This is a genomic window from Oceanobacillus rekensis, assembly GCF_002153375.1.
GTDB classification, from domain to species: Bacteria; Bacillota; Bacilli; order Bacillales; family Amphibacillaceae; genus Oceanobacillus; species Oceanobacillus rekensis.
The window spans coordinates 566,007-580,697 of sequence record NZ_MTBQ01000003.1 but is presented as its reverse complement, the minus strand read 5'-3'; the positions used below and the strand labels follow the sequence as shown (position 1 = coordinate 580,697).

Annotated in this window: 12 protein-coding genes and 2 pseudogenes; 10 read left to right on the top strand and 4 right to left on the bottom strand. The window is 37.2% G+C overall.

The features are described 5' to 3' along the window. Positions 1–106: 106 nt before the first annotated feature. The 3 genes and pseudogenes from BV906_RS10240 (at position 107) to BV906_RS10230 (ending at position 3,820) form a co-directional block, all read left to right on the top strand. The gene (locus tag BV906_RS10240; protein WP_087973422.1) at positions 107–694 is read left to right on the top strand and encodes a xanthine phosphoribosyltransferase; all 588 of its coding nucleotides are present in this window, start codon (positions 107–109) and stop codon (positions 692–694) included. Further along, positions 691–1,994, top strand: a pseudogene (locus tag BV906_RS10235) (nucleobase:cation symporter-2 family protein). Before BV906_RS10240 ends, BV906_RS10235 begins: the two are co-directional and overlap by 4 nt. Positions 1,995–2,380: 386 nt before the next feature. Next, on the top strand, positions 2,381–3,820 hold the full coding sequence (locus BV906_RS10230; RefSeq protein ID WP_245844031.1) for a DHA2 family efflux MFS transporter permease subunit: 1,440 nt from the start codon (positions 2,381–2,383) through the stop codon (positions 3,818–3,820). A gap of 30 nt (positions 3,821–3,850) precedes the next feature. Here the strand turns inward: BV906_RS10230 and BV906_RS10225 are convergent, their stop codons facing one another. Then, complete coding sequence (locus BV906_RS10225) at positions 3,851–4,810, bottom strand: DMT family transporter (protein ID WP_087973420.1); 960 nt, start codon at positions 4,808–4,810, stop codon at positions 3,851–3,853. 147 nt (positions 4,811–4,957) lie between these two features. On the opposite strand from BV906_RS10225, the pseudogene BV906_RS10220 reads away from it, so the two are divergent. The 4 genes and pseudogenes from BV906_RS10220 (at position 4,958) to BV906_RS19460 (ending at position 6,755) form a co-directional block, all read left to right on the top strand. Then, positions 4,958–5,339, top strand: a pseudogene (locus tag BV906_RS10220) (cytochrome-c oxidase). A gap of 148 nt (positions 5,340–5,487) precedes the next feature. Continuing rightward, positions 5,488–5,874 carry a hypothetical protein gene (locus BV906_RS10215; protein ID WP_087973419.1) on the top strand — a complete coding sequence of 129 codons (387 nt, stop codon included), beginning with the start codon at positions 5,488–5,490 and terminating at the stop codon, positions 5,872–5,874. A gap of 3 nt (positions 5,875–5,877) precedes the next feature. Beyond that, positions 5,878–6,489, top strand: a complete 612-nt coding sequence (locus BV906_RS10210; protein ID WP_087973418.1) for a YdcF family protein — start codon at positions 5,878–5,880, stop codon at positions 6,487–6,489. A gap of 89 nt (positions 6,490–6,578) precedes the next feature. Continuing rightward, positions 6,579–6,755: a hypothetical protein gene (locus BV906_RS19460; RefSeq protein ID WP_176330310.1), complete on the top strand. Its 177-nt coding sequence runs from the start codon at positions 6,579–6,581 to the stop codon at positions 6,753–6,755. Between the two features lie 23 nt (positions 6,756–6,778). On the opposite strand, the gene BV906_RS10200 is transcribed toward BV906_RS19460, so the two are convergent. Beyond that, entirely contained in the window at positions 6,779–8,845 is a 2,067-nt protein-coding gene (locus tag BV906_RS10200) for a metallophosphoesterase family protein (RefSeq protein ID WP_087973416.1), read from the bottom strand. A gap of 124 nt (positions 8,846–8,969) precedes the next feature. Between BV906_RS10200 and BV906_RS10195 the strand changes: the two genes are divergently transcribed. Both BV906_RS10195 and BV906_RS10190 read left to right on the top strand, forming a co-directional pair. Next, on the top strand, positions 8,970–9,473 hold the full coding sequence (locus tag BV906_RS10195; RefSeq protein WP_087973415.1) for a DNA-deoxyinosine glycosylase: 504 nt from the start codon (positions 8,970–8,972) through the stop codon (positions 9,471–9,473). Positions 9,474–9,816: 343 nt separating this feature from the next. Then, entirely contained in the window at positions 9,817–11,337 is a 1,521-nt protein-coding gene (locus BV906_RS10190; protein ID WP_087973414.1) for a malate:quinone oxidoreductase, read from the top strand. A gap of 334 nt (positions 11,338–11,671) precedes the next feature. On the opposite strand, the gene BV906_RS10185 is transcribed toward BV906_RS10190, so the two are convergent. Together BV906_RS10185 and BV906_RS10180 are read right to left on the bottom strand one after the other, a co-directional pair. Further along, positions 11,672–11,887 carry a hypothetical protein gene (locus BV906_RS10185; protein WP_087973413.1) on the bottom strand — a complete coding sequence of 72 codons (216 nt, stop codon included), beginning with the start codon at positions 11,885–11,887 and terminating at the stop codon, positions 11,672–11,674. A 481-nt stretch (positions 11,888–12,368) separates the two neighbouring features. Beyond that, positions 12,369–13,469: an SDR family oxidoreductase gene (locus BV906_RS10180; protein WP_087973412.1), complete on the bottom strand. Its 1,101-nt coding sequence runs from the start codon at positions 13,467–13,469 to the stop codon at positions 12,369–12,371. A gap of 206 nt (positions 13,470–13,675) precedes the next feature. Between BV906_RS10180 and BV906_RS10175 the strand changes: the two genes are divergently transcribed. Continuing rightward, positions 13,676–14,632: an alpha/beta hydrolase gene (locus tag BV906_RS10175; RefSeq protein ID WP_087973411.1), complete on the top strand. Its 957-nt coding sequence runs from the start codon at positions 13,676–13,678 to the stop codon at positions 14,630–14,632. The last annotated feature ends 59 nt before the right edge of the window (positions 14,633–14,691 follow it).

Below are 14,691 nucleotides of genomic sequence, written 5' to 3'. Positions count from 1 at the left end.
TTATTTATTTTCGAATCTTTAAGCTCGGGAATTCGCTTCTATCATGGTTATGGTAGAAGCAGATTCCTGAGCTTTTTTTTATTTTTTTAGTTGAAAGGGGATTGTAATGGATTTATTAAAAGCGAAGATCCAAGAAGAAGGTAAAGTATTATCTGAATCCGTATTAAAGGTTGATTCATTCCTTAACCATCAAATTGATCCTGTGTTGATGCAAGAAATTGGAAAAGAGTTTGCAACAAAATTTTCAAATAAAGGTATTACGAAAATTTTAACCATTGAATCATCAGGTATTGCACCTGCAACAATGACAGGACTAGAAATTGGGGTGCCGGTTATTTTCGCCAGAAAGAAAAAATCACTTACATTAACGGACCATCTTTATTCTGCTGAAGTGTATTCATTCACTAAGAGAGAAGCGAATGAGATTTCCGTGTCAAAGGATTTCATTACGAGTAATGATGTCGTCTTGCTTATGGATGATTTCCTTGCTAATGGGCAGGCAGCATTAGGTTTAATAAATATTGCGGAACAAGCTGGTGCAAAAATTGCTGGAGTTGGAATTGTGATTGAAAAGGGATTCCAAAAGGGTAGTGATCAGATTCGGAAGCGTGGATACGGTGTTGAATCACTGGCAATTATTGAGTCTCTAGCAGATGGAAGAGTTACGTTTAAAGAGGAGGTTGTATCACTTTGAAAACAGCTGCATTAGGGTTACAACATGTACTTGCCATGTATGCAGGGGCAATATTAGTTCCACTTATTGTCGGTGCGGCTTTAGGACTGACGTCAGAGCAACTAACCTATTTGGTTGCAATTGATATTTTAATGTGTGGGGTTGCAACCATGCTGCAAGTTGTGAAAATCGCTTCTTCGGAATTGGACTTCCAGTAGTTCTTGGTTGTACCTTTACTGCGGTTGGTCCAATGATTGCCATTGGTGGACAATATGGGATTTCAGCTATATATGGAGCAATAATTGTTTCTGGTATATTTATCGTGTTAATCAGTGGTATTTTTGGCAAACTCGTTCGATTTTTCCCACCTGTTGTAACAGGTACGGTTGTAACAATTATCGGGATTACATTAATACCTGTAGCCATCAATAATTTGGGTGGTGGACAAGGTGCAAGCGACTTTGGTTCCCTTGCAAATATTTATTTAGGTTTTGGGACACTAATATTTATTGTTTTATTGTACCGATTCTCAACTGGATTTGTAAAATCTATTTCTATTTTAATTGGTTTATTTGTTGGTACGATTGCAGCTGTAATTATGGGGAAAGTAGATTTTTCAGCTGTTGCAGAAGCATCTTACTTTCATATGATTGAGCCGTTCTATTTCGGTGCACCTACATTTGAATGGTCTGCAATTATCACAATGATTCTTGTCGCAATGGTGTCACTCGTTGAATCAACAGGTGTTTATTTTGCATTAAGTGATATTACCGAGAAGAAATTAAACGAGAAAGATTTGACCAAAGGGTACCGTGCAGAAGGTCTTGCTATTTTACTTGGAGGAGTATTTAATGCGTTTCAATATACTGCGTTCTCACAAAACGTAGGGCTGATTCAAATGACAGGAGTAAAGTCGAGAAGAGTAATCGTTGTTGCAGCTGCAATGCTAATTACATTAGGTTTCATACCAAAAATTGCTGCATTAACGACAATTATTCCTACTGCAGTATTAGGTGGTGCTATGGTTGCCATGTTCGGGATGGTTATTGCTCAAGGAATAAAAATGCTAAGTGCAGTGATCACAGATTCTCCGGAAAACTCAATGATCATCGCATGTTCAGTCGGGATGGGGCTTGGTGTTACAGTTGTTCCAGAATTGTTTGCCCAACTGCCATCTGGCGTTCAGATTTTAACTAGTAATGGGATTGTGGCAGGTAGTGTTACAGCGATAGTATTAAATATTTTATTCCATATGCTACCTTCAAAATCTAAAGTTAAGGCGGAGCAGGAAGCTGTAACATTGACAGAGCAGGAAGCTTAAAAAGTATCTAAGAAGAAGTAGGAAAGCATCATATTGCTTTCCTACTTTTTTTCTTTATTAAACTCCAATTTTTAAAGAATTCTAAACTTACTATAGACAATAAGCCATTCGTTCCATATAATTCAATGTAGTCTTAACAGTTATTTTTTAGAGGTTGTTCAAAAAGTCCGGTAAAAATGACACTTCGAATTTCTTCGTTGGCGATAGCGGAACTTCTACTAAAACCGCCCACGTCCTGTGGGCAACGTAGAAGTCAGCACTTCCTGTGCAAGCCCGTTTCTCACGTATTAATTGCATACGTTCCGATACTCAGGAGCTTCACCGCCTCGAACTTCTTGGTCCTTTTTATCCTCCTTTTTAAACACGCACTTTTAGGGAGATTTCAATTGAAAAATAAAGAAATAGAAGCTATACAAAATATAAATAAAACTCCAATTATTGCTGTACTTATAACAGGAGCATTTCTAGCAATTTTAAATCAAACATTACTTGCGACGGCAATTCCACATATCATGCAAGATTTGAATCTTACAGAAAATACGGCCCAATGGCTGACAACTATATTTATGTTAGTGAACGGAATTATGATACCAATCACAGCATTTTTAATAGATACATTTACGACAAGACGTTTATTTTTGATTGCCATGAGCGCGTTCACTTTAGGTACCCTTGTCTGTGCATTTTCACCCAACTTCGCTGTATTAATGACAGGTCGTATTATTCAGGCTGCTGGTGCGGGTGTGATGATGCCGTTGATGATGACAATATTTCTCCTCATATTCCCGATTGAAAGAAGAGGCAGTGCCATGGGGATGGTTGGTTTGGTGATCGGTTTTGCTCCTGCGCTTGGTCCTGTGATTTCCGGATGGCTGGTTGAACAGTATCACTGGCGATCTTTATTTTTTCTAGTGTTGCCGCTGGCAGTTATAAACATAATCATATCTTACTTTGTAATGAAAAATATTACGGAACGAACATTTCCAAAAGTGGATTTCCTCTCCATCATTCTTTCAACACTTGGTTTTGGCGGTTTGTTATATGGCTTCAGCAGTGCAGGGAATTATGGATGGACAGATACCGTTGTTATCATTTCAATGATTATTGGTGCTATCTCACTTACATTTTTTATCCGGCGACAGTTCAAGCTTAAACAGCCAATCTTGGAATTTCGTATTTTTAAAAACAAAATTTATACGATGACAACCATTATTGGGATGATCACTTTTATTGGTTTAATTGCTTCCGAAACGATTTTACCGATCTACATGCAAAATATGGCGGGGTTCAGTGCCTTGGAATCGGGAATGATGATCTTGCCGGGCGCATTGATTATGGGTTTCATGTCTCCGATTAATGGGAGGATATTTGATCGGTTTGGTGCCAGGCTTCTGCTTATTATTGGTTTGTCCCTTTTGACGATAACATCCTTTTTGTATACGAATTTGACACCTAGTACATCGCTCGGCTATCTCACGATTGTTTTTGCAGTTCGAATGTTTGGTATATCTATGATAATGATGCCTGCCACAACACAAGGTCTCAATCAATTGCCAAGACGGTTGTTGGCACATGGATCTGCTATGACAAACACAATGAGGCAGGTAGCTGCTTCGATTGGAACAGCGATTTTAGTTACAATCATGACAACTACTGCACCAAACACTGGAGAGCTGGCTTTACCGATGGAGATGGTTCATGGTGTTAACATGGCATTCTATGTGGCAACAGCACTATCGCTTATCGGGCTTATCTTATCTCTTTTGATTAGAGGTGGAACGCCTGCAGAGGAAAGGGATCGCATGAAGATGGAAGGAAATGAATAATAAAAAGGGATAGACTGTATATACTCAGCTCTATCCCTTTTTTTGTGTAACGTTTTGAAAGAATGCTATTTCCTTCCGATTTGCTAATGCAGAAACAACGCTATGTAAAATCATACCAAAAATGAGGAGTCCCATCCCGATAAAAGAAACGGCGCTTGGCAATGGAGCACCTAATATTAAAATTTCACCAATCAAGGCGAAAACAACTTCGCTCGATTGTGTCGCCTCTACACTAGCTAATTTCTGATTGTCGTTTTGAACCATTTCTGTAGCATAGAAAAATAAAACAGTCGCAATAATTCCGGATGAGACTGCTACGATAAAGGTCTGGATTACTTGACTCTGAGTAGGTAACCCATGTGTTGCGAATCCATAAATGGATAGCATGAACCAAAATGGCATCGAAGCAATAGTCATACCGAGAATACGTTGGAATGAATTTAAATTTCCATTTACAAACATCATCATTTTACGGTTGCCAAGTGGATAGGCAAATGAAGCGATAATAATGGGCACTACACATAATACTACACTTACAATTGGAACAGATGAGGCATGGTCGATTTGCATGATGAACACACCAATTAGAATTACGAGTGAGATGAATATACCTTGGATTGGGATACGCTGTTTCGTTTTTTTATTTAAAAATGGAACAAGTAATGAACCAGCAACGATGGTAAACTGAAATGTTGCGGCTCCGAGCCAGCCTGGTCCATAAATGGTTGCAAACGTAAGTGGGGCATAAAATAATCCAAATCCAACCGTACTCCATATGAACCAAGGGGCAGGACTGTTCTTCATATGTTCCACTACTGGCATTATATTTCGCTTATAGCCAACAATAATAAATAAAATGGGCAACATAAATATGTATCTTAGTGACGCACTCCAAGCCCAGCTTCCACCTTCCAATTCCATTGATCGATTTAATACAAACGTTACGGAAAAAAATAAAGCAGCTAAAATACCAATAAGAATTGCTTTCATAACATCACCTCTGGGTTAAAGAAATAAATTTAGTAGTATCATAACAGAAACCAATTTGATTGAAAATTATATTTATTATAATAAACATAATGGACAAGCCGAACTTCATATAAATGTAAAGCAAGTACATTAGAAGGAGGAGAAGAAATGGGAGAAAAGTTCATTAAAATTGCAGTTGTTTATTTCTTAATTGGAATAGCAATCGGATTGTACATGTCCTCCCTTCCATGTATATACACTATCGACAGTCCATGTTCATATTAATTTACTTGGCTGGGTATCGCTTTCTCTTGCAGGAATCATTTATATCTTATTTCCACACCTTGCAGATACCGCAACAGCGAAGGTTCACTTCTGGCTGCATAATATTGGTTTACCGGTCATGATGATCTCCATCGCATTGGCAATATACGGAGTTAGCGATGTGTTTTTCCCGCTTGCAACCATTGGTGGTGCAGTGACAGTAATTGCTGTATTCTGTTTCGGTTATAATGTACTTATTAACCTTGGAAGTGGTACACGTTCCTAGTCCTACTATAAAGGAAAAAGATAGAACTGGGACGATAAACCTGTCCGCATGTCCCGCTTCTTTTTTTTGAAAATCATTGTCCAAGCAGGATGTTTTACTTTTTTGCCGAATTAATTAAGTTGAGAAGGAAAGTTTGGGGGTGAGTAGAATGGAGACTTTACCAACTTGGTTCTGGATTATATATTATATTATTATTTTTCTAACATTAGTCAGTGGCATTATCAATTGGGTCCGTCGAATATACAGTCCATTAGCAGCGATTACGATAATTTTGTCACTTCTTACTCCACTTGTTGGCTTTCTTTATAGTATTGGCCGACCAGTTGGGATAAATGAATATGAATATGTGATGGCACAATTCCAAATGAGAAATCTTTGGTCTGTTTTTATCGTTTTCGCACATATTTATTTTATCATATGGGGCTTTATGTTCTTTAACGGCTGGCATTATTTAAAGAAATTAGTACCATATAGGGATATGTTAGTCGAAAAGATAATAAGTCTGAAGAGAGATATAATGAAAGCAGGCAGGTGACCTATGAAAATCTCACAATTACAGACTGGGAAACTGACGGATGTGCAAATGACAGAGTTGCTCTATAACAATTTGGTGGACGATCACCAGAAGGGCGATTGTATTTTTGTTCCAGGAAGCAGTCAGGCTGTATTATACCGCCTGCCTAAAGCAGTTGAATTATATAAAAATGGAAGAGCAAAGAAAATATTATTTTCCGGTGGAGTTGTTTGGGATGGAAATGTTGTATCAGAAGCGGAATTGCTTCGGAGTAAAGCAATTGAAATGGGAATCCCTGATGAAGATATTTTAGTTGAAAAGGTTTCCCTGCATACGAAAGAAAATGTCCTAGCATCGTTACTTGTGCTTGATCGAGAATTGGGGTTGCATAACATAAACAGATTGATTGTTGTAACGGCAAGTATACATATGCGAAGGATGTACTTATCATTGAAAACATTCATGCCCCCATGGATATCATTTTCTTTATGTGTGGTAGATGATAAAACTACTACTAGAGAAAATTGGCTCCATAATTCATACGGCAGGAAAAGGGTGGAGGCGGAAGCTAATAAACTAATAAACTATGTTAAACTTGGATATATCATGGATGAAAATGTAGATATTTCTAATTAACTAATGAATAGTACAAGTCTGCATAGAATTTAGGAGTGAATAAAATAGAAAAGGTAAAAATTCTACCACTTATTATAATTGCACTTTTAATGAGTGCAATTAATATGTCAATTCAAGGTTATAACAGCTTTAACGAAAACGAAGCTGCTAGGGGAATAGTATTTATTCTGCTAACATTACTCTTTCTTGGACTAATTGTTACTGCATTGATTCGCAATAGCAAGTTGGAGCACATGAAAGATGAAGATACAAAGAATAAAGGCTAAGTGAGGAAAACCAGACGATTTCCTCACTTGGCCTTATTAAAATAATCACGTTCATACTTATTTTCTCCATCATATCTTAGTAGTCTATTTTCGGCATATTCATTAGTTACCATTAAATGGCCAAGGTTGTTATCAGTCTCGATTAACGTTCCTTGCTGTGGTTTTAAATAATGAATTTCCTCTTTCCACTTGAGATTTTTCAAATCTTTTTGTTCTAATAGATTATTATTTTCATCACAGTACCGCATCTCCTCATATTTGCCATTTAACATGAAGGAAATCCATATTGATGACTTCATCAAAGAACCGGTTATGCTTGGAAAACTCATATTGTTGATCGGGCTGCTTGTGTATTGACGAATGGTCATGTTGTTTTGGTTTTTAAATTCTATCCGTGATTTAATTGCATTTGCATAATGAACATCCCCAGATAAAATCATACATTCTCTTGGGTTCCACTCAGCAATTTGCTGTAAGAAATTACTAAGGCCTTTTCCATTGTATCTCCAAGCTTCAAAGTCCAAGTTATAAAGAACATCACGATTTAGGAAACGTAATGGATAGATATAGCCGTACAGAAAGTCTTCGATAAAACGTATCCCGTATAATGGTGTGGGTGAAATAATTATCAAGGCTTCACCTTTTTTCCAGTCAGATTGATAAAGACTATTTGAAATGATTCGCCATCCATCTGTTCCAATTAACTGTGCAAGGTTATGTTCTGTTCCGATTATCTTTCCAATTGTAGTTCTTGGATTGGTTTCATAATCTCTCATTGTACGTGTATCCAGGAAAAGACTTGTTGGATTTGTAGGAGCAATAAAATGCCATGATCGGAAATTCAGTAATTGATATACCCAATTATCATAGATGGTTTTGGAAGGTGATGTTGCATTTAGGTAGCGAGATACATGGTTGGTGAAATCGGAGTTAAATGCAGGCGGATTATTTCCCCAGCCTTGAAAGAGCCAGTAGGCCGTTAAGCCGTTTGCAATGACGTGTTTTCCTAAAGCAGACTTCGAGACGTTCTCCTTCCAAGCAAGAGATAGATTCCAATCATCGGTAATATCATGATCATCAAAAATCATGTATGTTGGTGTATTCGCCAATACTCTTCTTACTTGTGATAATGATTCAATAAAGGTTAGTAAATCCTCCAGTTGCTCATTATACTTTAAGCGATGCTTTTCCAGTTCCTTTTCTTGTTTCTGTTGATTGTTGCCAGTAGAATGGAAAAACAGTTTATTAGCTTCAAGAATTTCTACGAAGCTTGGTAAATCATTATTCTCCCATAGGGCAGGACCAAAAACGAGTACGTACATTGCAGCATATTCACTAAACTGGATAAGATGGTTATACGCATTTCCAGAGGTGAAATTGCAAAAGTGATCCATGATATATTGCCTGCCATGAATTTTTTCCAATTGGGATTGATGGAAGTGATTTGCTAGTCTATCATCGATTTTACCTAGCTTCTCTGTTCGGTTTCCATTTAAACGTTTTGTAATCGATGATAGAGCATTGAAAAAAGGATCTGCAACATCATCCGCATAAATTTGGTCCCCCATTAAAAATAAAGTACTTGGTCTTTCCTGTAAGTTTATATGATTTTTATGAATCGTTTTATCTGCAATGGAGAGGGTATCCTTTCCTTTGCCATGAGGTTTTCTGCATGAGCCGTATAGAATGGAAGATGGGTAGTTTTGTGGCAGGTAAAATGTTGGGTACTTGAGATTTCCGTAGACGATTGATTGTGGGTTATCACTATCTAGTAAATGAAAACTGCTTAGATTAAGTTGTTGTTTGTCCTTTCTAAATGTAATATTATAACCAATAAGTGTGTCATATGGTAGCCTATCCCTTTCTGGTGAAACCTTTATCAGATGAATATAAAGGAATTCACTTGCACGTACTGTTTCTGATTTGGAATTCGTGTCTATTTTATGATAACGATAGGATTCCCCTTCGACATGAATCTTAGTTAACTCTGCTTCAATATGGAAATTTTCGCTTGTAGCGAGCCAAATGTACACATTATCACGATCTGCACGCCGTATCATCGGTCCTGCCAATAAAGTTGGAAGATCCATTGTATTACCAGCTCCAATTAGAATTTATAATATTCTATTCAGAAATAGTCTTCTGTGTTATTTTGGGGAAGTGGGTGTGAGCCTGCCCTCATGTCCAATAATCAATGGTATTGGAGGAATTATTATGGATGAGAAATTAATTTCATTCCCACCCGTTTTGCCTGAAAAACCGAAAGTGCTTATTCTTGGTTCCATGCCAGGTGGAATGTCGCTCGCAAAAAGTGAATATTATGGTAATCCGCGCAATCACTTTTGGCCAATTTTGTTCGAGTTATTCAAGGAACAACCGAACGAGGAATATGAAGAGAAAATTAGCTTCATTAAAAGAAAGGGAATTGCGCTTTGGGATACCATTGGTTCGTGTTACAGGGAAGGAAGTCTCGATGCAAATATAAAAGATGAACAACCGAATGATATTATAGGTTTACTAAATGAGTACAAAACAATAAAATTAATAGCATGTAATGGAACAAAGTCGTACCAAACTTTTATGAAGAACTTTTCAGCTGAAAGCATTATACAGGTTGAAGTGGTGAAAATGCCATCTACAAGCCCAATTCCAGGACGGTATACGAAAACATTTGCAGGCAAAGTAGAGGAATGGGGTAAAATCCTGAAGTATTTATGAGAAGCAGAGGGCAAGGAATTTATGCCGGCTGTTACTCTACTCTTAAAAAAACAATTTCCCTTTAACGCATCTCTTCTTTATACGCCTATTATTGGCTTATAGAGCAAAAAACTAGCTTTTAATCGATAAACATTTAAAAATATACAGAATAGGTATATAATTAAGAGATAGGAAATTACCTTTGTACTTAAGTTTACCTAAAATTTTAAGTAAGCGTTTTATATTTTTTTGATGTTAAAAAGTTTAATAATTTCTTAACTGTATAAGTACGACTATGGACGTTACTTAAAAGCTTGGTTAAACCCTAGTTTTCTAACAAATATAGGAGATAAGGAAGGATAAAATGAGTAACAAACATACGCAAACTGACGTTATCTTAATTGGCGCTGGAATTATGAGTGCCACGTTGGGATCACTACTAAAAGAGTTAGCACCAGAATGGGAAATTAGAGTGTTTGAGAAACTCGCAAAAGCAGGAGAAGAAAGCTCCAATGAATGGAATAATGCTGGTACGGGTCATTCTGCTTTGTGCGAGCTCAATTATACAACGGAAAAACCAGACGGATCGATTGATATTAATAAAGCTGTAAAAATTAATGAGCAGTTCCAGCTTTCCAGACAGTTTTGGTCTTATCTTGTAAACAGTAATCTAATTCGTAATCCGCAAGACTTTATTAGAGCCTTACCACATATGAGTTTAGTGCAAGGGGAGAATAATGTAGAGTTCTTGAAGAAACGTTTTGAAGCGCTATCTAATAATCCACTTTTCCAGGGGATGGAATTAACGGATGATAAAGAAAAGCTGCAAGAATGGATGCCACTAATTATGAATGGGCGTACACCCAAGGAGCCAATCGCTGCGACTAAAATTGATTCTGGTACAGATGTGAACTTCGGTGCTTTAACACGCATTTTGTTTGAACACTTACAGCGTGCGAACGTTGATGTGAACTATAAGCATAGTGTGGAAGATATTAAGCGAAATAGCGAAGGATTATGGGAAGTAAAAGTACATGATTTGGAGAACGGGAAAATCGAATACCATACGGCAAAATTCGTCTTTATCGGTGGTGGAGGCGGAAGTCTGCATTTGCTCCAAAAAACCGGCATACCTGAATCAAAACATATTGGTGGATTCCCTGTAAGTGGATTATTTATGGTATGTAATAATCCAGAAGTAATTGAGCAGCAACATGCGAAAATATACGGAAAAGCAAAAATTGGTGCGCCACCAATGTCTGTACCACATCTGGACACAAGATTTATCGATGGGAAAAAATCGTTATTATTTGGACCGTTTGCAGGCTTCTCACCGAAGTTTTTAAAAACCGGTTCATTGCTTGATTTGGTAACTTCTGTCAAATCAGATAACCTCTTTACAATGCTTTCAGCAGGTGTCAAAGAGTTGCCACTTACAAAATATCTCGTACAGCAAGTTGTGTTATCGGATGAAAAACGTATGGAAGAATTACGCGAATTTATTCCAAATGCGAAAAAAGAGGATTGGGATATTGTCGTAGCCGGCCAACGTGTACAGGTAATTAAAGATACAGAAGAAGGCGGAAAAGGAACACTTCAATTTGGTACAGAAGTGGTAAGTGCAGAAGATGGATCTGTTGCAGCCCTATTAGGTGCGTCTCCAGGGGCATCTACTGCTGTTCATGTTATGCTTGAGATAATGGAAAGATGCTTCCCAGAACAATTGAAAGAATGGGAACCGAAAATTAAAGAAATGATTCCATCATACGGTATAGCACTTTCTGAAAACCCAAATCTTTATAAAGAAATTGAAGCATCTATCGAAGAATCACTTGACTTAATAGACAAAGGAAACGAGAAAGAACTTGTTTTAGAGCATGCATGAAACGGGACAGAGGGGCAGGTTTATTTTCCCGGCTGTTATTCTTAATATGGGACGCATTTCCTGACCACATGTCCCACAGAACCTTCCATCTATTTTAGATGGAAGGTTCTTTTTGGGAATTGTGATGGTAGAAGATGATCTGAAAATGGCGAAGATGATTTTCTGACTAAACCATTTCACTCGCTATTTTTTTGCATTTATCTTTTCTACTATTTTTACAACCACTTTCCGATAATATTGAGGCACTCCTTAAATCAACTTATCCTCTGGCGTGTCGTTTAACTATAAGGTACCTCAACACATATACCAATTCTTATAATGGTTGAGTTATTCTTCAAGACAGTTTTTTATAAGCCTTACTTATGGCCCACACCATGTCTTCACCGTATTCCTCTGCCGAAATCTTTTTACGATAGTCCATTATATTAATTTCATCGCTATTAATTGCCTGAATAAAACGGCGAATTTCAACGTCTGTTGGTTCCGTGAATGTGTTTTCGGTAAGCATATACTCCAGTTCTTCAATGAATATCCCTGTCTTGTCTTTCATTTACATCAGACACTCCTCTTTCTGCAATGATCTTCCTATCCAGATACTACTACGTGTATAACTATTCGGCATTACTCTTAATTATTAGGATAGCAATTTATCAAGTTATTTTGATTTTTGCCATTTAGCATTATTCGTATACATTCTTTGTAAATTAAGTGGGGGAACAGAATAAAAACGTTTAGGTTATTCACCCAATGGAAGCTTTTTTAGTTTACTAAAATAAGAACTGTATAACTGGATCATATAAACTTTAACTTTTGAATATAAAGCAATGATTAATGGATTGTTGTATGAAAACGATTATGATTCGCAAATATGTCGGAGCAAGTGCAAGGTGACTAGATTCCTAAGTATTATAAGAAAAAATACCTGTCCATACAGCTAAATAGCAGTAAGACAGGTATTTTTTAATTGGCGGGATATGTGAGACAAGAAGTCTAGACGAATAAATTATTGTAAGCAAAACAATGCTTATCTATCATCTAATTTCTATGTGCTTGTTCCCATCATGTTTATATTTACGATAAAAATCAATCATAGGTTCAATGGTATCTTTAAAGTCTGGACAAACGATACCAGAACCTTTCAGATCCTTGACTGTCTGGCTACTGTCATAGGATGCGTTAAAAGTGAAATAATCCATTGCTTCTTTTTCCACTTGAAGCCATTTCCGAATTGGCGATAGTGACAAAGGAACTTTCGAACACGCCAAAGGGATTGTACCCTTGGGGGTTTTTCCGAGGTAGCTTTTAGCAATCATTTTATATAATTCTCGCATTGTGTATGGATTCGGATCTGTTAAGTGGTACGTTTTCCCCTTGCCGATTTCATTAAATGCTAAATAGCTTGTAGCCTGTAATATATAATCAGATGGTACAAAATTCCCTTCTGCATTACCGACGCCTAAATAAGGTATGACTGGAAGATTTCGTAAATGGTTAAACATATTCAACATAAAATATATTCCATCAAATTTAGCTGTAAATCCTGTCTTTGAATGCCCTTTGACAATCCCTGGGCGAATGATTGTTGTTGGCACCAATTTTTTCATCGCTTCAACAAGTACTTCCGCTTCAAATTTCGTTTGTTCATAATAGTTTTTAAACGTTTGTCCTTTTGCAAGTTCATATTCAACTATTCGTCCCTCGCGAGTTCCAGATACATAAGCCGTACTGAAGTAAATATAGCGGTCTAAGCTGCCTAATGTTTTTACCCAGTTATTTACATTCTCGGTTCCATTTACATTTACGTTGTATGCAAGTGCTTCTGGTACGGCTAAATCATATATCGCTGCTAGGTGAAACACATGTGTAATGGATTCCTGCAATTCTCGATTGATAGCTGTATCAATCGCCAACGTTGATTTAGTAATATCGCCAGTAACAATAGAGAAAATATCGGGATCTAAATCATTGGTTCTAGCAAAGTATCCTATTTCCTCTGTTGCGATTCTTTCTTTTTCAGGTAAGACGAGCAAATAGATACGGGAAATTTGCTGGCGCCTGTCATATATAAGCTGGTGGATCAAACTACTTGCTAGAAAACCAGGATAACCGGTAATAAAATAGATTTGACTCAAAAATGTATCCTCCTCATAAACGAATTAGTTCCTTATATTATACTATAGAATTTATTAACTATTCTATGTATAGATAGTGATCACAGCTAGGAAAGGGTTGTCAAACAGGGCAGCCTTTTGTCATTGAATTCCAAAACCTGGATGCCTATTCAGTAATATTTTCTAGTATAATTGAATCATGTATTTACTTCGGAAGGGGCATTCGTATGAAAAATAAAGTATGGAAGAAAATTGTCATGGGACTGATTGCAGTTCTGTTGATTATAGATATTATTGCTGGTTTTTTCTTTTATAACTTGGCAATCGAGCGGAATGTAAAAGACTTTCTGACTGGTAATGCTGACTTGGAGGTTTCCGCTGAAACAATGGATGTCCTGCTTGCTGGTGATTGGCGTGATTGGTCTCACCAACAGGATTTTAAAATGATGGAAATGGAGTCACATGATGGGTTGGACTTGAAAGGTTATTTCCTAGAAGCAGAAGAACCAACGAATAAGACAGTCGTATTTGCCCACGGCTATCTTGGTCGGGCAAGTGATATGTCATTGTTTGGTCAATATTATTATGAAGAACTGGGCTACAATATGTTCACTGCCGATCTTCGTGGACACGGTGAGAGTGAAGGGGATTATATTGGATTTGGCTGGCATGACCGCTTGGATTATATGGGTTGGGTAAACAAACTATTGGAAGAACTTGGCCCCGACACAGAAATTGTCATGCATGGCGTTTCGATGGGTGCAGCAACCGTTCTAATGGCAAGTGGTGAAGAACTGCCACCGAATGTAAAAGCAATTGTTGCAGATAGCCCCTATACTGGAGTACAGGAATTATTCTCCTATCAGCTTGACCGCATTTTCCATCTGCCAGAATTCCCAATTATACCAACTACCAGTCTAGTAACAAATATAAGAGCTGGCTATACGCTGCAAGAAGCGTCTGCACTTGAACAAGTAAGTAAAGCGGAAATACCAATTTTGTATATTCATGGTGAAGGCGATACCTTTGTACCAACTTCAATGGCAGAGGAATTGTATCAAAATACGAAAAGTGATGCAGAACTCGTTCTATTTGATGGGGCAAACCATGGCGAATCTTTTGTGAAAAATACCGATAAGTATATAAAACATCTAACAGCATTTCTGAATAAATATATACCATAAATAGATGGATCCTCTAAATTAGAGGATTCCTTTTTTATGCATTTTTTATGCGTTATTTT